The sequence below is a fragment of the Sphingomonas sp. IC-11 genome (assembly GCF_021043365.1).
Classification (GTDB): Bacteria; Pseudomonadota; Alphaproteobacteria; order Sphingomonadales; family Sphingomonadaceae; genus Sphingomonas.
This window is the reverse complement of record NZ_JAJNDU010000001.1, coordinates 1,474,606-1,494,135: the sequence shown is the minus strand read 5'-3', so window position 1 is coordinate 1,494,135 and position 19,530 is coordinate 1,474,606. Positions and strand designations below refer to the sequence as shown.

At 64.7% G+C, this 19,530-nt stretch carries 21 protein-coding genes; 6 read left to right on the top strand and 15 right to left on the bottom strand.

The window, feature by feature from the left end; genetic code table 11:
- Window positions 1-8: 8 nt before the first annotated feature.
- Complete coding sequence (locus tag LQ954_RS07265; protein ID WP_231022501.1) at window positions 9-794, bottom strand: hypothetical protein; 786 nt, start codon at window positions 792-794, stop codon at window positions 9-11.
- A gap of 93 nt (window positions 795-887) precedes the next feature.
- On the opposite strand from LQ954_RS07265, the gene LQ954_RS07260 reads away from it, so the two are divergent.
- Window positions 888-1,109: a hypothetical protein gene (locus LQ954_RS07260; RefSeq protein WP_227771029.1), complete on the top strand. Its 222-nt coding sequence runs from the start codon at window positions 888-890 to the stop codon at window positions 1,107-1,109.
- Window positions 1,110-1,123: 14 nt separating this feature from the next.
- Here LQ954_RS07260 and LQ954_RS07255 read toward each other — a convergent pair whose 3' ends face one another.
- Window positions 1,124-2,134 carry an SPOR domain-containing protein gene (locus LQ954_RS07255; protein WP_231022500.1) on the bottom strand — a complete coding sequence of 337 codons (1,011 nt, stop codon included), beginning with the start codon at window positions 2,132-2,134 and terminating at the stop codon, window positions 1,124-1,126.
- A 228-nt stretch (window positions 2,135-2,362) separates the two neighbouring features.
- Between LQ954_RS07255 and LQ954_RS07250 the strand changes: the two genes are divergently transcribed.
- Entirely contained in the window at window positions 2,363-3,661 is a 1,299-nt protein-coding gene (locus tag LQ954_RS07250) for an SPOR domain-containing protein (protein ID WP_231022499.1), read from the top strand.
- Window positions 3,662-3,704: 43 nt separating this feature from the next.
- Here LQ954_RS07250 and LQ954_RS07245 read toward each other — a convergent pair whose 3' ends face one another.
- From LQ954_RS07245 to gatC, 5 genes are all read right to left on the bottom strand, one after another.
- Window positions 3,705-4,916, bottom strand: a complete 1,212-nt coding sequence (locus tag LQ954_RS07245; protein ID WP_231022498.1) for a dihydroorotase — start codon at window positions 4,914-4,916, stop codon at window positions 3,705-3,707.
- Window positions 4,913-5,902 carry an aspartate carbamoyltransferase catalytic subunit gene (locus tag LQ954_RS07240; RefSeq protein ID WP_227771030.1) on the bottom strand — a complete coding sequence of 330 codons (990 nt, stop codon included), beginning with the start codon at window positions 5,900-5,902 and terminating at the stop codon, window positions 4,913-4,915. Before LQ954_RS07240 ends, LQ954_RS07245 begins: the two co-directional genes overlap by 4 nt.
- Before the next feature lie 122 nt (window positions 5,903-6,024).
- Entirely contained in the window at window positions 6,025-7,476 is a 1,452-nt protein-coding gene (gatB, locus tag LQ954_RS07235) for an Asp-tRNA(Asn)/Glu-tRNA(Gln) amidotransferase subunit GatB (RefSeq protein WP_227770119.1), read from the bottom strand.
- Between the two features lie 79 nt (window positions 7,477-7,555).
- Window positions 7,556-9,040, bottom strand: a complete 1,485-nt coding sequence (gene gatA / locus LQ954_RS07230) for an Asp-tRNA(Asn)/Glu-tRNA(Gln) amidotransferase subunit GatA (RefSeq protein ID WP_227770120.1) — start codon at window positions 9,038-9,040, stop codon at window positions 7,556-7,558.
- Window positions 9,041-9,131: 91 nt separating this feature from the next.
- A complete protein-coding gene (gene gatC / locus LQ954_RS07225; RefSeq protein ID WP_231022497.1) occupies window positions 9,132-9,434 on the bottom strand; it encodes an Asp-tRNA(Asn)/Glu-tRNA(Gln) amidotransferase subunit GatC in 303 nt (100 codons plus the stop codon).
- 147 nt (window positions 9,435-9,581) lie between these two features.
- Between gatC and LQ954_RS07220 the strand changes: the two genes are divergently transcribed.
- On the top strand, window positions 9,582-10,682 hold the full coding sequence (locus LQ954_RS07220) for a DUF3089 domain-containing protein (protein WP_231022496.1): 1,101 nt from the start codon (window positions 9,582-9,584) through the stop codon (window positions 10,680-10,682).
- Window positions 10,679-11,137, top strand: a complete 459-nt coding sequence (gene ruvX, locus LQ954_RS07215; protein ID WP_227770123.1) for a Holliday junction resolvase RuvX — start codon at window positions 10,679-10,681, stop codon at window positions 11,135-11,137. The genes LQ954_RS07220 and ruvX overlap by 4 nt, the downstream gene beginning before the upstream one ends.
- Here ruvX and LQ954_RS07210 read toward each other — a convergent pair whose 3' ends face one another.
- From LQ954_RS07210 to LQ954_RS07195, 4 genes are all read right to left on the bottom strand, one after another.
- A complete protein-coding gene (locus tag LQ954_RS07210) occupies window positions 11,138-12,298 on the bottom strand; it encodes an epoxide hydrolase family protein (RefSeq protein ID WP_231022495.1) in 1,161 nt (386 codons plus the stop codon).
- A gap of 9 nt (window positions 12,299-12,307) precedes the next feature.
- Entirely contained in the window at window positions 12,308-13,348 is a 1,041-nt protein-coding gene (locus tag LQ954_RS07205) for a phosphotransferase family protein (protein ID WP_231022494.1), read from the bottom strand.
- A 124-nt stretch (window positions 13,349-13,472) separates the two neighbouring features.
- Window positions 13,473-14,375 (bottom strand): hydrogen peroxide-inducible genes activator, encoded by a 903-nt coding sequence (locus LQ954_RS07200; protein WP_227770126.1) that lies wholly within the window; start codon window positions 14,373-14,375, stop codon window positions 13,473-13,475.
- A 75-nt stretch (window positions 14,376-14,450) separates the two neighbouring features.
- A complete protein-coding gene (locus tag LQ954_RS07195; protein WP_231022493.1) occupies window positions 14,451-15,215 on the bottom strand; it encodes a sulfite exporter TauE/SafE family protein in 765 nt (254 codons plus the stop codon).
- 159 nt (window positions 15,216-15,374) lie between these two features.
- Here LQ954_RS07195 and epsC point away from each other — a divergent pair, with 159 nt between their 5' ends.
- Both epsC and LQ954_RS07185 read left to right on the top strand, forming a co-directional pair.
- Entirely contained in the window at window positions 15,375-16,064 is a 690-nt protein-coding gene (gene epsC / locus LQ954_RS07190) for a serine O-acetyltransferase EpsC (RefSeq protein WP_227770128.1), read from the top strand.
- Window positions 16,064-16,405 (top strand): DUF2794 domain-containing protein, encoded by a 342-nt coding sequence (locus LQ954_RS07185; protein ID WP_227770129.1) that lies wholly within the window; start codon window positions 16,064-16,066, stop codon window positions 16,403-16,405. The genes epsC and LQ954_RS07185 overlap by 1 nt, the downstream gene beginning before the upstream one ends.
- Before the next feature lie 118 nt (window positions 16,406-16,523).
- Here LQ954_RS07185 and LQ954_RS07180 read toward each other — a convergent pair whose 3' ends face one another.
- From LQ954_RS07180 to phoU, 4 genes are all read right to left on the bottom strand, one after another.
- Window positions 16,524-17,423, bottom strand: coding sequence for an SDR family NAD(P)-dependent oxidoreductase (locus LQ954_RS07180; protein ID WP_231022492.1), 900 nt, complete (start codon window positions 17,421-17,423; stop codon window positions 16,524-16,526).
- Window positions 17,424-17,508: 85 nt separating this feature from the next.
- Window positions 17,509-17,979 carry a hypothetical protein gene (locus LQ954_RS07175; protein ID WP_231022491.1) on the bottom strand — a complete coding sequence of 157 codons (471 nt, stop codon included), beginning with the start codon at window positions 17,977-17,979 and terminating at the stop codon, window positions 17,509-17,511.
- A 180-nt stretch (window positions 17,980-18,159) separates the two neighbouring features.
- Window positions 18,160-18,852: a phosphate regulon transcriptional regulator PhoB gene (phoB, locus tag LQ954_RS07170; protein ID WP_227770132.1), complete on the bottom strand. Its 693-nt coding sequence runs from the start codon at window positions 18,850-18,852 to the stop codon at window positions 18,160-18,162.
- A complete protein-coding gene (phoU, locus tag LQ954_RS07165; RefSeq protein ID WP_227770133.1) occupies window positions 18,852-19,526 on the bottom strand; it encodes a phosphate signaling complex protein PhoU in 675 nt (224 codons plus the stop codon). Before phoU ends, phoB begins: the two co-directional genes overlap by 1 nt.
- Window positions 19,527-19,530: the final 4 nt, after the last annotated feature.

Sequence of the window (19,530 nt, the reverse complement as noted above, 5' to 3'; positions counted from 1 at the left end):
AAGGGCGGTCAGCGGGCAGCGTCCACCATCAGATCGACATTCGTACCCCCGCCGGCACGTGGACGGAGCCTCAGCATGAACGCGGCCGATTGCCGGGTGCCGGCGAGAACATGCTCGTCGGCGTCAGTGCCGTGACCGGCGCGGTAGCCGGCGTCGGCGGTGCGCGTGTAATACCAGTCCAGCAGCCGCTGCATCGGCGCCGCGCTGACGAAACTCACGACGCGAAGTGCGCAGCCTTGCCCGTCGGCCCCGGCGGCCTCCAGCACGCGGGCGTCCGGATATAGCGGCACCTCTGCCGGAAGGCGGTTCGCCCAGCCGGCCGAATAGGCGATCTGCTGAACGCAATCCGCCGATGTGCCCTGGCTTGCAGCGAGAGCGCCGAGGGTTAGCGCACGCCGCGCCGCCGCGCATTGCGGGCATTGGGGGGAGGCGGCGGGCGCCGAGCGGAGCTGGCCAGCGACTGACTGGTGAGCGGCATCCGCGATGGTTTCGGGGGGCAAAGCGAGCGATTCGGGCTGGGCTGGCGGGCGCAGCGTGTCGGCATTGGCCTGCTGCACCAGCTTTGGATCGACCATGATTTGATCGCGCAAGGCGGCTTCAATCGCGGGATCCCGATCTGCGCTGTTGGCCGTGCCAGTGCCGTTTGCCAGTTCCTGCTGGCTGGCGCTGGCCGCGGCCGACGTTGGCTCATTTGACGCAGGGCCACAGGAGACGGCGAGCAGCGCGATGGCGATCGCCGCGGCCGTATGGCGCTTGGTCCCCGCCCGTGGCTGTCCCCGTTTCAAGGTCGTCATGCGGCTTCCGTCATGAAACGGCGGGGAGGGCGCAGCATGAGCTTCCATGTGTCTCGCCCTTGTAACACACTGAAGGTCCCCCATGTTGATCTCATGCTCAACATCGTTTCGGTCCTGATCGGCCTCGTCACCCTGGTTCTGGGCCTTGTCGCGTTCATGCCCTTGCTCGGCTGGCTGAACTGGTTCGTGATCCCGATCGGCATCGTCGGTGCGGCGGTTGGTGCGCTTTCGTCCAGCAATGGCGGGCGAAACCTCAACATCGTGCTGATCATCATCTTCGCGCTTCGGCTGATGCTGGGCGGCGGGATCATCTGAGCCGCGCTTCGGCGTCAGGGTGCGACCACCACGCAGCTTACCCCGGACTTTGTGCAAGCGGCTTGAGCGGCGGCGCGTGACGCGAAGCCGGTGGCTTGCAACCGGGTGACGCCGCCCGCCTGGACATAGCTGGGGTTGCCGCCGGTGCGGCTGCCGACCTTTGCCCAGAGGTTGCGGGCGTTGTCCCCATCGCGGAAGGCGCCGAGTTGGATGCGCCACCGTCCGTTCGAAGCGGGCGCGGGTGCGGGTGCTGCTGTCGTGGGCGGTGCTACGGCTGCTGCGCGGGCCGATGCCGGGGGGGCGGCCGGGCGGACTGCCGTGGCAGGCGCGGCGGTCGTTCCCGGCGCTGGCGAGGGCGGCGGCGTGCTGGCGATGCGGGCAGGGCTGGTGGTAGCCGGGCGCGGTGTGGCGGTGGAGACCGTTGTACCCGCCGTCACGGGGGGAAGACGGGTCGCCAGCGCCCGGGCATCAGCCTCGTACTTGCGGGCGAGGGTCAGCCCCTCCTGCCGCTGAGCCTCGGGGATATATTGGTCCATCTGGGCCAGCGTCTGGGACGCTTGGGGCAGGCCCTGCTGCGATGAGCGGGTGACCAGGGCGTAAGCGCGTACCCAATCGCGCGCCACGCCGTCCGCGTTGAACAACATGGTACCGAGTACGAGCTGGGTCCGGCGTTCGCCGCGTGCGGCCGACTTCTCCAGCCAGGGCAGTGCTTCCGCCTTCTTGCCGTCCTGGAAAAGCGCCAGGCCGTAATTGTCGATCGCCTGATTATGCCCCTGAGCCGCTGCCTTGCGGAACCATTCGATTGCGGTCGGGAGGCTCGCCGGCAAGCCACGGCCGAGCTTATATGCCTGGCCAAGATTGAACTGGGCGTCGGCATCACCCCCAGCTGCAAGCGGCCGCCACACGTCCACCGCGGCCTTGTAATCACCGCGCGCCCACGCATCCACGCCCTGTTTGACATCGGCCCCCGCGGTCCCCGCAACGAAGGCCGTGGCGATCATCCCAGCAAGATAGGCATTCTTCATCCGACTTTCCCTGACTTACCCGCGAGCATTCTGCCGATGGCGCATGATGTGGACGCGCGAAGTTACTCCATCGCTAACCCCCGATCACGAGGGCGCTGGGGTGTTTACCATTCCTTATGATCGGATTGGCACCAATCGCCGGAGAGGTGGAAGCCCCACGATACCAGCGGATTCCCGCATTGGGACGTGGCGGGGCTTCAACCGAGATGATGGTTCGGGGATCCGACGATGAACAAGCGTGCAGTTGCCGGCTTCGGCCTTTCGGCCCTGATCTTGGGCGGCGCGATGGTGGGCTGCGCACAGGGCGGCATTTCGACGGCAAGCACCCGGAGCGATGCGGTGTTGGCCAAGAACGCCGCGCGCAATGCCGAAAGAGCTGCCGAAGCGCTTCAGAAGGGCGATCCTGCCAAGGCCATTGGCTTCGCAGAGGCGGCGGTCGCGGGGCAGCCGGGCAATGCCGATTACCGCGTGCTGCTGGGTTCGGCTTATCTCAAGGCCGGGCGCTTTACCTCTGCCCATGCCGCTTACGCCGATGTTTTGACCCTCTCGCCCCAGAACGGAAAAGCAGCGCTGAACCTGGCGCTCGCCATGATCGCGGAAGGCCAGTGGGACGAGGCCCGGCAGATGCTGGACGCCAATGCAGCAATCGTACCGGCGAGTGACAGGGGCCTTGCCATCGCGCTTGCCGGCGATCCGGCAGCGGGGGTGGAGGTGCTGACCGCAGCGGCGCGCGAGCCGTCAGCGGACGCCAAGACGCGGCAGAACTTGGCGCTTGCGCTTGCGCTCGCAGGGCGCTGGGCGGAGGCGCGTCAGATCGCAGGGATCGACATGGGACCGGCAGAAGCGGACGCCCGCGTCGTGCAATGGGCCGCCTTCGCTAAGCCGGTTGGTGCTGCGGACCAAGTGTCGGCCCTGTTGGGGGTGACGCCGGTGAAGGATCCGGGACAGCCGGTCGCGCTGGCGCTGAACAAAGTCGTACCGACGAACACTGCGCCGGCGGCAGAGCTGCTGGCGGCGGCGCCAGTCGCACCGATGGCAGCCCCGGTGTCCGCCCCGGAGGCGGCGCAACTCGCGTCGGCCACCCAGGAGGCGCGGGCGGGATCGCGAGTCGTCTTCGCGGAACGCCGAGAGGTGGTGCAGGCGATCCCTGGGAATGATCCTGCTGTTCGTACGGCATCAACGGCGGCGCCCAAGCGCCTCGCTGCGGTGGAGAGCGATGGCGTCGGCAAGCCGAAAGCGCCGGGCAAGTGGTTCGTTCAGCTGGGCGCCTATGATTCGGCAGCGGTGGCCAAGGACGCCTGGGATCGCGCGCAGCGTCGCTATCCTGCCTTTGCCGGGGAGACACCCACCGGCATGGCGTTCAAATCCTTTTACCGCCTGTCCGTCGGCGGCTTCTCACGCGGGGAGGCGAATACGCTTTGTCGCGGGTATCGCGCCAACGGGGGCTCCTGCTTCGTGCGTACCGGCGCAGGCGACCAGACGGCAGCTTGGGTGAAGCCCAGCAAGGTGCAGTTCGCGGGCCGGTAAAGCCAGCGGGGCCGGCGGCGCCGGGTGGCCGGGTAGCCGCCGATCAGGCGAGTTCGCGACCGCCCTTGAACAGGCGAAGTACCCGGCCCTGCACCGGCAAACCATCGAACGGTGTATTGCCGGCGGTGCCGGGCAGCGTGTCTGCAGAAATCTGCCACGGCACTTCAGGATCGACGAGCATGAGATCCGCTTCGGCACCTGCCTGAAGCGATCCGGCTTCGATGCCGAGGATCGCCGCAGGATTGCGGGAGAGCAGGGCAGCGAGCCGCTCGAGACTGACATGGCCATCGCGCGCGAGCCCGAGCGCCAGCGGCAACAGGGTCGCCGCACCGGCGGCTCCTGCACTCGCATCCGCAAAAGGCAGGCGCTTTTCTTCGGGCCCGCGAGGATCGTGTCCCGAGCACAGCACGTCGATGGTGCCGTCCGCGAGCGCAGCCAGCGCTGCACGCCGATCCTCTTCCGCACGAAGCGGCGGCGACAAATGCGCAAAGGTGCGAAAATCGCTCATCGCATTGTCGGAGAGTAGCAAGTGCGCGGGTGTAATCCCGCAAGTTACGCGCACGCCGCGCCGCTTCGCTGCCCGCACCATGTCGAAGCCTGCGGCAGTGGTCACCTGACGCAGGTGGAGGCGTGCACCGGCTGCCTCTGCAAGCATCAGGTCGCGGGCGATCGCCAGCGGCTCCGCCAGGGCGGGAGCGGCGGGGAGACCCAGCCGCGTCGACGTTTCGCCCTCGGTGGCCACCGCGTCGCCGACCAGCCCGGCATCTTCGGCATGGGTCACGACCGTGAGGTTGAGGTCGCGGGCATAAGCGAGCACACGCGCCATGACGCCCGAATCGCCGATCCAGCGTCGGCCCGTTCCAACGGCGCGCGCGCCGGCCGAGGCGCAGATGGCCATTTCGGCAAGATCCGTCCCGGCAAGCCCGCGAGTCGCCGCAGCGATCGGGTGGATCCACAGATCCGGACGCCCGATCAATGCGGACCGTTGAACGATACCCGGCTCATCAAGAACCGGCTTCTGATCCGGCATCAGGCCGACTCGAACGATGCCGCCGGCGCGGAACGCCGCGCGATCGATGGTCGCCACCCCCAGATCGACGATCGCCGGCGCAAGCACCGCCCCGCGACAATCGATGATGGTCGCCCCGTCAGCAGTGTCGACAATCCGTCCGTCGGCGACAAACAGGTCGCCGCGCCGCTCTCCTGCGACAGGACAGATGATCCGGGCGTCTCGAAAGTGCAGGGGGCCGCTCATGCCCAACCCTCCACGCCGCGCGATCGGCGCGTCAGCACGTCAAGACAGGCCATGCGCACGGCGACACCCATTTCCACCTGTTCCGTGATCGCGGAGCGCTCCGCATGGTCAGCGACGCTGGAGTCGATCTCAACCCCGCGGTTCATCGGACCGGGGTGCATCACCAGCGCGTCCGGCTTTGCCCGGCCCAGTCGGTCGAGCGTCAGCCCGTAACGGAGATGATATTCGCGGGTGGATGGGACATAGCCGCCCGCCATTCGTTCCGTCTGAAGGCGAAGCATCATCACGACATCGGCCCCGTCGAGCGCTGCGTCGAAATCAGTGAACGGCGTGACGCCCATTCGCTCGATCGCGGGCGGCATCAATGTGGATGGCGCGCAGACCCGGACCTCCGCAGCCAGTGCGGTCAGCGCCAGGATGTTCGATCGGGCAACCCGGCTATGCAGTACATCGCCGCAGATCACGACGCGCTGGTTATGGATCGTGCCACGCCGGCGGCGGATCGTCAGCGCGTCGAGCAACGCCTGAGTTGGATGTTCGTGGCGGCCATCACCGGCGTTGAGCACGGGGCAATCGACCTTGTCCGCAATCAGCCGAACCGCGCCTGACGACATGTGACGAATAACGATCACGTCGGCGCGCATCGCATTCAGCGTCATCGCCGTATCGATCAGCGTCTCACCCTTTTTCACGCTCGACTGCGCGGCGTGCATGTTGACGACATCCGCCCCCAGCCGCTTGCCGGCGATTTCGAAGCTGAGCAGCGTACGGGTGGAGTTTTCAAAAAAGGCGTTGATCTGAGTAAGCCCGGCAAGCCGCTTGTCAGGCACACCCCGCTGACGATTGGCGGCGATCCAGCCCTCCGCTTCGTCCAGCAGAAAGGAGATTTCGTGCGGTTGGAGCCCCTCAATCCCGGTGAGATGGCGGTGCGGAAAAACAGCACCGCCGGAGATCAGGGAGGCGGGGCGGTGGTCCGAGGAAGGCATCGGGGCAGGCGGATAGTCGGCGCAGACGAGGGTGGCAAGCCGGGCAGCGGTCCGGGCCGTCATCCAGCGCGCAGTGGATGACGACCGGAAGCTCGCACCGGCGGCAGTGCGCCGAAGCCCGTTTAGCCCAGTGCCTTCTTCAGCAGATCGTTGACGACCTGCGGGTTTGCCTTGCCGCCCATCGCCTTCATCGTCTGGCCAACGAAGAAGCCGAACAGCGCCTGTTTGCCGCCGCGATACTGCTCCAGCTGATTCGGGTTCTTCGCCAGAACGTCAGCGATGACGGCTTCGATCGCGCCCGTGTCGCTTGTCTGCTTAAGGCCGCGTTCCTCGACGATCTTGCCAGGTGCATCGCCGGTTTCGAGCATCACCTCGAAGACCTGCTTGGCGAGGCTGCCTGAAAGCGTACCGTCGGCGACCAGCGCCAGCAGCTCTGCCGCCTGGCCGGGCGTGACCGGCGACTCCTCGATGCCCTTGCCAATGCGATTGAGGGCGCCGAATAACTCGCCCGTCACCCAGTTTGAGGCCGCGACGGGGGCTGCGCCGGCATCCAGCAGGGTGTCGAACCAGCGTGCGGTCTCGACCTCCGCGGTCAGCACCTCGGCATTATAGGCCGTGATCCCGAGCGATTCGTAGCGCTTGCGCTTGACGTCCGGCAGCTCTGGCAGGGAGGCCCGGCACTCCTCCAGAAAGGCGTCGTCCAGCTCCAGCGGCAGCAGATCGGGATCGGGGAAGTAACGGTAATCGTGCGCATCTTCCTTCGAGCGCATCGACCGGGTGGTCCCGGTGTCGGGATTGAACAGGCGGGTTTCCTGGACGATCTTGCCGCCCGACTCGAGCACGTCGACCTGGCGATTGGCCTCATGCTCGATTGCGGCCATCACGAAGCGGACGGAGTTGACGTTCTTCGTCTCGGTCCGGGTACCGAATTCTTCACCGGGGCGGCGGACGCTGACGTTGACGTCGGCGCGCATCGAGCCTTCTTCCATGTTGCCGTCGCACGAGCCAACATAGCGCAGGATCGCGCGCAGTTTGCGCAAATACGCTCCGGCCTCTGCCGGCGAGCGCATGTCTGGGCGGCTGACGATCTCCATCAGCGCCACGCCCGACCGGTTAAGGTCGACATACGAACGGGTGGGGTGCTGATCGTGCATCAGCTTGCCGGCATCCTGTTCAACGTGAATGCGTTCCACGCCGATCGTCTTGACGGTGTCGCCATCCTCGATCTCGACTGAGCCTTCCCCGACAAGCGGATGATAAAGCTGCGAGATCTGATAGCCCTGCGGCAGATCGGCGTAGAAATAGTTCTTGCGATCGAAGCGTGACCATTTGTTGATTTGCGCATCAATTGCCATGCCGGTGCGCACCGCCTGCCGAATGCATTCGCGGTTCGGCACGGGCAGCATGCCCGGCATCGCCGCGTCGATCAGGCTGACCTGCGAATTGGGTTCGGCACCGAACGCCGTTGCCGCACCAGAAAACAGCTTCGCGTTCGACGTCACCTGCGCATGTACTTCGAGGCCGATCACGACCTCCCAATCGCCCGTGGCGCCCTTGATGCGATAGTCAGTCATAGCCCTAAACACCCGTTCGGGCAGGGACAGTGAAAGCCCCGCCCATTCTCATGGGAAATGATGAAGTGCGCCGGACGGCTCACCACCACGCCTGCGGCCGTGCGACGAAGCCGGCGCGCTCCTCGATCGCGAGCGCGGCGTTGAGAACGCCCTGTTCGTCGAGCGCCTTGCCGATCACCTGCAGCCCGAGGGGCAAGCCTTGCTTATCGAGGCCGCCGGGAACGCTCATCGCCGGCAAACCGGCGAGGGACGATGGCACGGTGAACACGTCGTTGAGGTACATGGCGAGAGGATCGTCGCTTTTCTCGCCAAGGCCAAAGGCTGCAGACGGCGCGGTTGGGGTGAGCAGCACGTCGCAGCTTTCCCACGCGCGCTCGAAATCGCGAGCGATCAGCGTGCGCACCTTCGAGGCTTGGGTGAAATAGGCGTCGTAGAAGCCGGCCGAGAGCACATAGGTACCGATCAGGATACGGCGCTTCACCTCTTCGCCGAAGCCGGCCGCGCGAGTCGCGGCGTACATCGCCTGAAGGTTCGCGCCGTCCGGCAGATCGCGCTGGCCGTAGCGTACGCCATCATAGCGCGCGAGGTTGGACGAGGCCTCCGCCGGCGCAATGATGTAATAAGCGGGCAGGGCATATTTGGTGTGCGGCAGCGATACCTCGACCACTTCCGCTCCGGCATCCTTCACCCATTCAATGCCCTGCTGCCAAAGCGCCTCAATTTCCTCCGGCATGTTGTCCACGCGATACTCGCGCGGGATGCCGACGCGCTTGCCGGCGAGGCTGGCGTTCAGACCCTGCTCCCACTGCGGAACGGGAATGTCGAGTGAGGTGGAGTCCTTTGCATCGAAGCCGCTCATCGCCTCCAGCATGATCGCGCAATCGCGCACGTCGCGGGCCATCGGCCCGGCCTGGTCCAGCGAGGATGCGAATGCGATGACGCCCCACCGCGAGCAGCGGCCGTAGGTCGGCTTGATGCCCGAAATGCCAGTGAAGGCAGCAGGCTGACGAATCGAGCCGCCGGTGTCCGTTCCCGTCGCCGCCGGGCACAGGCGAGCGGAAACTGCCGCCGACGAGCCGCCGGACGAGCCGCCAGGGGCGAGCGGCGCGTTCCCGCCATCATTGCGGCGCCATGGTGAAATCACGTTGCCGAATGCGCTCGTCTCGTTGGACGAGCCCATGGCAAACTGGTCCATGTTGAGCTTGCCGAGCATGCCTGCCCCCGCATCCCAGAGCCGCTGGGACACGGTGGACTCATACTGCGGCGTGAAGCCTTCAAGGATATGGCTGGCAGCGGTCGAAGGCACACCCTTGGTGCAGAACAGGTCCTTCATGCCAATCGGCACGCCGGCGAGCGGCTTCAACGTGTCGCCAGCGGCACGTGCAGCATCGGCCGCGTCAGCGGCGGCAAGGGCGTGGTCGGGCGTTTCGACCAGGAATGCATTGAGTTGCCCCGCGTTGCTGACGGCGGTGTTGAACGCTTCTGCCACCTCGCGTGCGGAAAAGGTGCCTTCGCGCACGCCATCGCGGATCTCGCGGATGCCAAGGTCGGTAAGGTCAGTCATCAGAACACCGTCACCCCAGCGAGCGCCGGAGTCTCAAGAGAAGAAGGGACGCGGTCGAATGCCGCTGCCGGCAAGGCCGACAAAAGGCGGCTCACTCGATTACCTTCGGCACGGTGAAGAACCCGTGCTCAGCGGCCGGTGCATTCGCCAGCACCGCTTCGCGAATGCCGCCGCCGGTCAGCGGATCGGCATTCACCACGTCATCGCGCAGGCGCTGCTTGTTCGGAATAACCGCGGTCATAGGGGCCACGCCGTTCGTGTCCACTTCGCCCAGTTGCTCGACCCATCCCAGGATGTTGTTGAGCTCAGGCACGAGCCGCTCGGCATGGGCATCGTCGATCGCAATGCGGGCGAGGCTCGCGACCTTTTTCACGGTGGCAATATCTACGGACATGGCCCGCGCGCTATCACTGCCGCAGGTGCGAAAGCAACAGCGCTGCGGATGGCGGGCGAAGGTTGACGCGGCAGCCGGTCACCGCGGGGCGGGGCGCGGCCTGTAGCACGGTTGCGCGCGCCTCGCCGCTGGGGCAGGCGGGCTGGCATGGCACGCAAGTTCCTTTACGTCATCGCCTTCCTGATCGCGCTCGTGATCGCAGGAGCGGTCGTGTATCGCATCTGGGGCAACGACCTGATCCGTTGGCGGTTCGTGCCGGCGCGCGCGTTCGAGCCGCAGAGCAATGTTCGCGAGGACGTCTACGATCGGCCCGACATGTGGCTGGCGCGACCCGACATCCAGCGGAACCCCGCGCTGTGGACGCCTGCCGGGTACCAGCCGCGCAACGCCGCCGGGGGCGCCGCCATCTTCTTCATTCACCCGACATCCTATCTGAGCGATGACCATTGGAACGCGCCGCTCGACAACAAGGAAGCGAATGATCGCGCGGCGTTGTTTCTGCGTGGCCAGGCCAGCGTGTTCAACGAAGCAGGCGACATCTGGGCGCCGCGCTATCGGCAGGCGACCTTCGGCTCGTTCCTGACCGACGCGGCTGATGCGACGCGTGCGCTGAACCTTGCCTATGGGGACATTCAGGTCGCGTTTGCTTCCTTCCTGCGCCAGATCGGCAATGATCGACCGATCGTCCTGGCGGGGCACAGCCAGGGCGCCCTTCACCTAACCCATTTGTTGAAGGACAAGGTGGCCGGCACACCGCTCGCCCGGCGGGTTGTCGCGGCTTATGTCGTTGGGTGGCCGGTGAGCCGCGACAATGACCTGCAGGCGATGGGTTTCCCCGAATGTGTCCGGGCCAACCAGCGGGGTTGCCTGCTTTCGTGGGAGACGTTCGCGGAGCCGGCAGATCCATCGCTGGTCCTCGACATCTATGATCGCTCGACCGGTTTCGACGGAAAGCCTCGCCGCGGATCGCGCCTGGTCTGCACCAATCCTCTTACGGGTACGGCGAACGCGGCAGCGCCAGCCAGTGCGAACAAGGGAGCGCTGTTCCCCGCGGCGGATCTCGGCAGTGCCGAGATCAAGGCGGGGCGGGTACCGGCCCGGTGTGATGAGCGCGGGTTGCTTCTGATCGGCGAGGGACCGGACGTTGGCCCTTATGTGCTGCCCGGAAACAACTATCACGTTTATGACTACAGCTTGTTCTGGGCGAATGTTCGCGATGACGTTGCCCGGAGGCTGGGTGCGCGATGATCACGCTATCGGCAGAGGATTTTCGCGGCGCGCTGCCAAACGGAGGGCGGCTGATCGGGCTAGATCTTGGCACCAAGACGATCGGGACAGCGCTTTGCGACGCAGGCTGGAGTTTTGCGAGTCCGGCGACGCTGATCCGACGACGCAAGTTCACGCAGGACAAGGCGGCGCTGGTCGAGTTGATGACGGCGCAACAAGTGAGGGGGGTGGTGCTGGGCCTGCCACTCAACCTGGACGGTACTGAAAGTCCGCGGAGCCAATCCACACGCGCGTTCGCCCGCAATATCGCCGATCTCGCGCCCATTTTGTTGTGGGATGAACGCTGGTCCACCGTGGCGGTGGAACGGGTGATGATCGAGCAGGACATGAGCCGCGCAAAGCGCGCCGAGAGGGTCGACAACCTTGCCGCAGCCCATATCCTTCAGGCGGCCATCGACGCGCTGGTGCGGCAATAGTCAGCTGGTGCGGAGGGTGCGGAAAGCGGTGCGAACCTCTTCGACGAACAACTCCGGCTGTTCGAAGGCGGCGAAATGGCCGCCCCGCTCCAGTTCGTTCCAGTGGATGATGTTGGGATATTGCCGCTCTGCCCACCGGCGCGAGGCGCGAAAGATCTCCTTCGGGAACATGCTGTACCCGGTCGGCACCATGACCTTGTCTGACCCGAACGCTCGGAAGCTCTCCCAGTATAATCGCCCTGACGAAGCCCCGGTGCCGGTAAGCCAATAGAGCATGATGTCGTCCAGCATCTCGTCCCGGCTAAGCGCGTTCTCAGGCTCACCGCCGCAGTCCGACCATTCGCGGAACTTCTCGTAGATCCACATCGCTTGACCAACAGGCGAATCGACCAGGCCGTAGCCGAGTGTCTGCGGGCGCGTGGCTTGCTGCTGCGAATAGCCGTTGCCGTCCTGCATGTAGCGTTGCAGGCTTTCGAGAGACGCCTTCTCCTGGTCGGTCGCATCCGCCAGGTCCTCCGCCGTCGGCCGAACCACCAACATGTTGAGGTGGATGCCGGCGACGGCCGGGTCGCCGCTTGCACCGATCGCCGTGGTTACAGCAGAGCCCCAGTCGCCGCCCTGCGCAACGAAGCGCGCATAGCCGAGACGCTTCATGAGCGCGATCCAGGCGCTGGCGATTCGTGGCACAGGCCAACCCTCTTTGGGACGCTGGGAGAAGCCGTAGCCGGGCAAGGACGGGCAAACGACGTGAAAAGCGTCTTCCGCCTTGCCGCCATGCGCCACGGGATCGGTCAGCGGGCCGATCACCTTCATGAACTCGACGACCGAACCCGGCCAGCCATGGGTGATGACGATCGGGAGGGCGTCGGGTTCGGGGGAGCGACGGTGGAGGAAGTGGAGGTTCAGTCCGTCGATAGTCGTGGTGAATTGACCGATGCCGTTCAGGGCCGCTTCGCACCGGCGCCAATCATAGCCGTCCTCCCAGTAAGCGACCAGCGCCCTCGCGCGATCCAGCGGGACGCCCTGTTTCCACCCCGAAACAGTTTCACGTTCCGGCCAGCGCGTGCGCGACAGGCGATCGCGTAAGTCGTCCAGTTCCTCTTCCGGTACATTCAGGTGAAATGGCGTGACGGCATCGCTTGAACGATCTGGACTCGGCATATCAGTTCCTCAGCCGTCGCGGCGCAACAGCGCCAGCGCTTGTTCCGCCAGGGCAGGGCAGCCGTTGATTGCTTCCCCCGCGTTGGGCGTCGTTCCCGCGAGGGCACGGGCGTAAACGCCCTGACTGATCGAAGCCAGGCGGAACACGGCGAAGCCGAGGTAGAAGCTCCAGTCGTCAATCCCGCTGCGGCCCGTGCGCCGGCAATAGGCGGAGACATATTCCTCTTCGGAGGGGATGCCGCTGGTGGCGAAATCGACGCCAGTGAGGGTGCCCCAAGAGGGCGAGGTCGAGTGCCACATGAACCCGTTGTAGCCGAGATCGGCGAGCGGGTGGCCGATGGTCGAGAGTTCCCAGTCCAGCACGGCGATCAGACGCGGCTCGGTCGGATGGAACATCACATTCTCGAGCCGGTAATCCCCGTGCGCGATTGCCACCGCCTCATCAGCGGGGATGCGGGCGGGCAGTTCCGCAATCAGCGCCTCCATCGCCGGAACATGCTCCGTTTCAGCGCCGCGATACTGCTTGGTCCAGCGCGCGATCTGGCGTTCGAAATAGCCAGTCGGCCGCCCATAATCCTCAAGACCCACAGCACGGTGATCGACCGAGTGCAGCGCCGCAAGTGTTGCGTTCAGCTGGTCGTACACGGCGCTGCGCTCCGACGGGGTCAGATCCGGAAGCGTGGCATCGCGGAAAATGCGACCCTCCAGATAATCCATCACGTAGAAGGCCGTACCGATCACCTCCGGATCGTCGCACAGGGCGCGCATGACCGGCACCGGAACGCCGGTGTCGCGGAGCGCGGCCATGACGCGATATTCGCGGTCGACCTGATGGGCGCTGGCGAGGAGCTGCCCCGGCGGCTTCTTGCGCAGGACGTAGTCACCCGCGTCGGTCGAGAGCATGAAAGTCGGATTGGAAGCGCCCCCGACGAATTGGCGAACCCGCATGTCCCGCCCGAACCCTTCCACATGGCGGTTCAGCCACTCGCCGAGACGGGCCTCATCGAAGCGGTGGCGCGCCGATACGTCGGTAAGGCGTGCACCGCTCACGCGCGCACGTCCGTGTCGTTGGCAGACGGTTCTACCGCCATGATCCTCTCCCTCTCATGCGACTTTGTGTCGCTTGTCGCCACCTTGCGGAATTGACGGCGGATTGGAAGAGGGTTCCGCGCGATTACCGAACAGTCGAAAGGATTTGAGCGAGCAGGCGGAAGTCCCGCTCTCGCGGGCTGGCGCGGCGCCATGCAAGGGCGATGGTGCGCCGCGGATTGTCGCCGCCCAACGGACGCGCCGTAATGTTCGTGTGGTCCAATATACCGGCGTTCAGCGCGATTTCGGGCAGCATGGTGACGCCCAGTCCATTGTCGACCATCTGCACGATGGTGTGCAGCGACGTACCCATCATGGTTGCCTCGGCGCGAAGCTCCGGCCGGTTGCAGGCGGCAAGGGCGTGATCCTTGAGGCAGTGGCCATCCTCCAGCAGGAGCAGGCGAGTCTCGTCGATGTCATTGGGCGATACGGGCTGAACCGCCTCCGGTAACTCCCCCGCAGGGAAGGCGAGAAACAGACGATCGTCAAACAGCGCCTCGGTGGTCACCTCTCCGCAGGAATAGGGCAGGGCAAGGAGGACGCAGTCGGCGCGCCCGTTCTGCAGCGATTCGCACGCCGCCCCGCTTGGCTCCTCACGCAGGAACAACTTGAGGTCCGGATATTCTGTGCGCAGCTTGGGCAGGACACGGGGGAGGAGGAACGGCGCGATCGTCGGAATGACGCTCATCCGCATTTCCCCCGATAGTGGGCGCCCCGCAGCCCGCGCCATGTCGCCGAGTTCCTCGGCCTCACGAAGGACGCGGCGCGCCTTGGCGACGATCTGCTCGCCCAGTGGCGTGAAGCGGACGACGCGGCGGGTGCGCTCCACCAGCGTGACGCCGATCAGTGTCTCAAGCTCGCGGATCCCGGCGGAAAGCGTCGACTGAGTCACGAAGCAGCTGTCCGCCGCCCGCCCGAAATGCCCATGATCACGAAGCGCAATCAGATATTGCAGCTGCTTGAGCGTGGGCAGGTAGGTATTCGCCATTAATCGTCCCGTTCGATCACGGAACGTCACATAGCGGGCATCAGTCGATGATGCGAGCAGTTGCGGACCTGCGCGCTACAGTACGGCGCGGATAAAGCCGTAGGTGCTGGTGATCATCAGAACGATACCCACGAGGATCAGCATCGTCTTGGTCGGGATACGCTTCGCCATCACCGCGCCAAGCGGTGCGGCAAGCACGCCGCCGATCAGCAGGCCGATGGTGGCAGTGGCAAAATCCTTGACGCCAAGATGCGCGATGAAGGTCGCAGACACTGTCAGCGTTAGGAAAAACTCAACCGAGTTTACGGTGCCCACCACCCGGCGCGGCTCCACGCCCTGGACCAGAAGGTTGGAGGTGACGATGGGGCCCCAGCCGCCGCCACCCGCCGCATCGAGAAAGCCGCCGATGAGGCCGAGCGGCTCCACCACCTTTGGCTTTTGCGAGGTCGGCGGGAACAGCAGGCCGCGGATGAGCAGATACACGCCAACGGCAACAAGGTATCCAAGCACGAACGGCTTCACCGTCTCGCCATCGATGTTGGTTAGAAGATAGGCGCCGCTGACGCCGCCCAGCATCCCGGGAATGAGCAGCCGGAAAAACAGGCGGCGATCGACGTTGCCGTGCAGCAGGTGGCTGATGCCCGAGACGGCCGTGGTGAAGGTTTCCACGATGTGGACGTTCGCCGAAGCGCGCGCTGGCGAGAGCCCCATAACTGCGACCAGCAACGTGTTGCAGATCACCCCAAATGCCATGCCCAGCGCGCCGTCCACGATTTGCGCACCGAACCCTACAAGAATGAACGGCAGCAATGCTTCAACGGAAAGCAGCGAAAGGTCCACGCACTTGCCCCTGATCCCTGGTGACCGGGGTTGCATGGCGCATGAATGTAAAACCTACAAGTTTGCTATGCTTTGCACCAAGATGCTTTGGCTTTGTGGACGCTGGAAAAGGGTGAACGGACGCCCTAGATCGCGTCATCACGGAAAAGGGGACGCGTGATGGCGCGATTGGCCAGTTACCTTGATTCGATTCGGGCACGCGATCCGGCCCCGCATTCGCGGCTCGAGATCCTGACTTATCCCGGTGTCTGGGCACTTGGCTGCCATCGTATCGCCCATCGGCTATACCGGTCTCGGTTCTTCCTGCTCGCGCGAACCGTGAATCATTTCGCCCGGTTCATGACCGCCATTGACATTCATCCCGGCGCAAAGATCGGTCGTAACTTCTTCATTGATCACGGCTTTGTCGTGATTGGGGAAACTGCGGAGATCGGGGACGACGTGACGATCTACCAGTGCGTTACGCTGGGCGGGACGAGCCCAGACAACGGCGTTGGCGGGAAGCGCCATCCGACCATCAGTGACGGCGCCATCATCGGTTCAGGCGCGCAGGTTCTGGGGCCGATCACCGTGGGCCGGCGCGCGCGCGTGGGCGCGAATGCTGTCGTGACTCGCGATGTGCCGGAAGGCGCTGTCATGGTCGGCATCCCGGCACGGCCCACCATGGTGGAGGGCGGGCAGGCTCCCGAACGCAAATTCATGGCCTATGGTACGCCCTGCAGCGAGATGTTCGATCCGGCCACGCAGAAGGTTGAGATCTTGCGTTGTGAATTGGAGGCAATGAAGAAGCGCCTCGATACCCTGCTGGCGGAGCAGGAAGGCGAAGAACGGGCACGCGACCGCGCCTGATGGGAGTAGTCACACCGTTTCCTCTGGCGAGCCAGCCTAGCCAGATCGGGTTCGATCGGATCGAGTTGAACCGGATTCTGGATCTTTATGGCCGTATGGTCGCGGCCGGGCATTGGCGGGATTACGCGATCGAGCTCGGCCGGGAGGCGGCCATCTTCGCCGCGTTCCGCCGATCGGCGGAAAGGCCCGAGTTCCGGATCGAGAAGCGCCCCTCGCTTCGTAACAGACAAGGCATGTGGGCGCTGGTCGGGGAAGCCGGGCAGATCGTGAAGCGGGGGCATGAGCTGGGCCCGGTGCTGGCACCTGTCGAAAGACGCCTGATGAAACTGGTTGAGGATTGACGTCGATTCCGGTCGCGGCAGCGAAGCTGCTGGGCGACTGATCTGCGGAAGGCTCCGTAACGATACGGCCGGGTACTTCGGGACCGGCAGGCCGGCCCCGAAGCATCGGAGTTGGTGGTCAGGCGCCCTGGAGCTTCTTGCCGATCATCATCGACTGACCGGCGCCGGACTCCGGCACGATCTCGCCAGTGCGATCCGTGATTTCGGACCAATGCTTGGCAATGCCCTCCGGCGAGAGTTCATCGCCGCTGAGGGCAACGCCTGGCGTCAGCGTGACATAGGCGGCCTGGAACACGCCTGCGCCTGCGCCGACGATCTGGTTGGTCGGTGCTTCCTCGCTGACGAGATACAGAGCCGCCGGTACCACCTTCTCGGGCGAGAAGGCCTGGAAGAGCTGCTCCGGGAAGAGGTCCTCGGTCATGCGCGTGCCAGCCACGGGGGCGAGCGTGTTGACCTTGATGTTGTTCTTCGCGCCTTCGAGGTAGAGCGACTTGGTGAAGCCGGCGAGACCAAGCTTCGCAGCACCATAGTTGGTCTGGCCGAAATTGCCGTAGAGACCCGTCGACGATGCGGTCATCAGGATGCGCCCGTAGTTCTGCTCGCGCATCGTGTCCCAGACGGCCTTGGTCGCATAAGCGGAGCCGAGCAGATGGACCTGCACGACGAACGCAAAATCGGCCGGCTCCATCTTTGCGAAGGACTTGTCGCGAAGAACGCCCGCGTTGTTGATGAGAACGTGAACGCCGCCCCAGGCTTCCTTCGCCTTGGCAACCATTTCCACCATCTGGTCATATTCGGTGACGCTGGCGCCGTTTGCCATCGCCTGGCCGCCGGCAGCCTTGATTTCTTCAACCACCTTGTGCGCTGCGTCGGAGGCGCCGGAGCCGGTACGGTCACCGCCGAGATCGTTCACCACGACCTTGGCGCCGCGGCGGGCCAGCTCAAGCGCATATTCGCGACCCAGGCCGCCGCCAGCGCCAGTGACAATGGCTACCTTGTCGTCGAAACGGATGGACATGGAAAAGGCGCTCCCCTCACGTGAAATGGAGCGCCTTCCCATACTGGACATTCAAACGGGCGCAACCGCCCGCATGGTCACACGATCACTTGCCGCCGCGCTGAATGCAATTGTCGTACTGACCCTTCTTGCACACCGGGTACTTCTGCATCGGCGGCGGGGGCGGAAACGCGGTGTTCGGATCCGGCGCGGGTTGGAAGCGTACGGTGGCGCCCGGAGCAGGCGAGCCCTGGATCGGCGGTGCGCTCGGTTGATAGCCGCCGGCCGGATCGGCTGCGGCGGGATCACCCGAGCCGGTCATGGCGCCGCCCGACGAGGTTCCGCCCGCGGTGCCGCCCATGGATCCGGACGTCGTGTCCATGCCGCCGCTGGAGCCCGCGGTCGTGTTGCCACCGGTGCTAGGCGTCTGGGTCGCCGGATCGCCGGTGGTGCTCATCGTTCCGGATCCCTGCGTAGCAGTACCCGGAGCGGTCTGATCAGCCGTTCCCGCCGGCTGTTCCTGCGCAATGGCCGGCACAGCGATCATCGCCGCGGCCGCAAGAAAGATCGATTTCATCTGCCAATCTCCTGTCAGGATACGCTCGAATGCGTGCAAGAACGCCCCGGACGAACGCGCTTGTTGTTCAAAGTATCCTTCGTTTCGCAGGCGATTCGACAGGTTCGTTGACGGCCTCTTGCTTTCACGCCGTTCAACGAGATCATTTTCGGACGGTCAAAAGAGAGTGTTCGACACGAGTTAATTACCGGCATCCAGTGCGTAGCCAGCAGATCGGACCGTTCGAATGATGTCCGGACGGCCACCTTCGTTGATCGCTTTGCGCAAGCGCCGGATATGAACATCGACGGTTCGACTCTCGATGTCGCTGTCGTGCCCCCAGACACTGTCGAGCAGGCGTTCGCGCGAGAATACGTGACCGGGATGTTCCAGGAAGTGCTTGAGCAGTCTGAACTCGGTCGGGCCCAGCGGGATCACCTCGCCGCCCCGCCGCACCTTGTGACCAACAGTGTCCATTTCAAGGTCGGCATAGGTCAGCGCTTCGCCGGCGAGTGCCGGACGGACGCGGCGAAGAACGGCAGAGACGCGAGCCACCAGTTCCCGCGGACTGAACGGTTTCGTCACGTAATCGTCGGCGCCAGTTTCCAGCCCCCGGATGCGGTCGGCTTCTTCCCCGCGCGCCGTCAGCATGATGATCGGGACGTTTGCCGTTTCGGCAGTGCGCCGCAAACGGCGGCACACCTCGATGCCGGACAGACCCTCAACCATCCAGTCGAGCAAGACGATATCGGGCACCTTCTCGCGGGCGAGCAGCAGCGCTTCTTCACCGTCGATCGTGTGAATGACCTCAAAGTCCTCACGCTTGAAGTGCCAGACGAGAAGCTCCGCGAGAGCGGCATCATCCTCTACCAGGAGCATCCGAGCGCGCGCCATCATTCCCCCTTTTCGCGGTCGGCCAGCTGCGTGCCGGTTGCCGCAAAATAAACCATTTCCGCCACGTTGGTCGCGTGATCGCCGATGCGTTCGAGGTTCTTGGCCACGAACAGGAGATGCGCGACTTCACTGATCGTTTTCGGATTTTCGACCATGTGGGTTACGAGCGTTCGGAAAATGGCGTCGTAAAAGTCGTCCAGCGCCGTATCGCGCTCGCAGATCTCGACCGCTGCCTCAGCGTTGCGAGCGGCAAACGCATCGAGCACGTCATGGACCATTTCCGCCGCCATTCGACCCATGGCCTGAATGACGGATATGGGTTCGATCCGATGTTCCCCTTCGATCAGCGGGACGCGCTTGGCGATGTTCTTGGCATAGTCACCGATGCGCTCGACCACCGCTGCGATCTTCAGCGCGGCAACCACTTCGCGCAGGTCGTTGGCCATGGGGGCACGAAGGGCGATGATCCGGACGACCAGACGCTCGACCTCCGCCTCGATGGCGTCGATCTGCTTGTCTCCAGCGCGAACATCGCGCGCCAAGTCGACGTCGCCACGCTGGAGCGAGCGCATCGCCCGCTCGATCGCCTGTTCGGCGAGCCCGCCCATTTGACTGATGAGGCCACGCAGCCGACCAATGTCTTCGTCAAAAGCCTTGACGGTATGTTCCGCCATGTCC

Coding starts and splice junctions, on each gene's coding strand:
- LQ954_RS07265 (WP_231022501.1), bottom strand. CDS start 794: ATGACGACCTTGAAACGGGGACAGCCACGGGCGGGGACCAAGCGCCAT.
- LQ954_RS07260 (WP_227771029.1), top strand. CDS start 888: ATGCTCAACATCGTTTCGGTCCTGATCGGCCTCGTCACCCTGGTTCTG.
- LQ954_RS07255 (WP_231022500.1), bottom strand. CDS start 2,134: ATGAAGAATGCCTATCTTGCTGGGATGATCGCCACGGCCTTCGTTGCG.
- LQ954_RS07250 (WP_231022499.1), top strand. CDS start 2,363: ATGAACAAGCGTGCAGTTGCCGGCTTCGGCCTTTCGGCCCTGATCTTG.
- LQ954_RS07245 (WP_231022498.1), bottom strand. CDS start 4,916: ATGAGCGGCCCCCTGCACTTTCGAGACGCCCGGATCATCTGTCCTGTC.
- LQ954_RS07240 (WP_227771030.1), bottom strand. CDS start 5,902: ATGCCTTCCTCGGACCACCGCCCCGCCTCCCTGATCTCCGGCGGTGCT.
- gatB (WP_227770119.1), bottom strand. CDS start 7,476: ATGACTGACTATCGCATCAAGGGCGCCACGGGCGATTGGGAGGTCGTG.
- gatA (WP_227770120.1), bottom strand. CDS start 9,040: ATGACTGACCTTACCGACCTTGGCATCCGCGAGATCCGCGATGGCGTG.
- gatC (WP_231022497.1), bottom strand. CDS start 9,434: ATGTCCGTAGATATTGCCACCGTGAAAAAGGTCGCGAGCCTCGCCCGC.
- LQ954_RS07220 (WP_231022496.1), top strand. CDS start 9,582: ATGGCACGCAAGTTCCTTTACGTCATCGCCTTCCTGATCGCGCTCGTG.
- ruvX (WP_227770123.1), top strand. CDS start 10,679: ATGATCACGCTATCGGCAGAGGATTTTCGCGGCGCGCTGCCAAACGGA.
- LQ954_RS07210 (WP_231022495.1), bottom strand. CDS start 12,298: ATGCCGAGTCCAGATCGTTCAAGCGATGCCGTCACGCCATTTCACCTG.
- LQ954_RS07200 (WP_227770126.1), bottom strand. CDS start 14,375: ATGGCGAATACCTACCTGCCCACGCTCAAGCAGCTGCAATATCTGATT.
- epsC (WP_227770128.1), top strand. CDS start 15,375: ATGGCGCGATTGGCCAGTTACCTTGATTCGATTCGGGCACGCGATCCG.
- LQ954_RS07185 (WP_227770129.1), top strand. CDS start 16,064: ATGGGAGTAGTCACACCGTTTCCTCTGGCGAGCCAGCCTAGCCAGATC.
- LQ954_RS07180 (WP_231022492.1), bottom strand. CDS start 17,423: ATGTCCATCCGTTTCGACGACAAGGTAGCCATTGTCACTGGCGCTGGC.
- LQ954_RS07175 (WP_231022491.1), bottom strand. CDS start 17,979: ATGAAATCGATCTTTCTTGCGGCCGCGGCGATGATCGCTGTGCCGGCC.
- phoB (WP_227770132.1), bottom strand. CDS start 18,852: ATGGCGCGCGCTCGGATGCTCCTGGTAGAGGATGATGCCGCTCTCGCG.
- phoU (WP_227770133.1), bottom strand. CDS start 19,526: ATGGCGGAACATACCGTCAAGGCTTTTGACGAAGACATTGGTCGGCTG.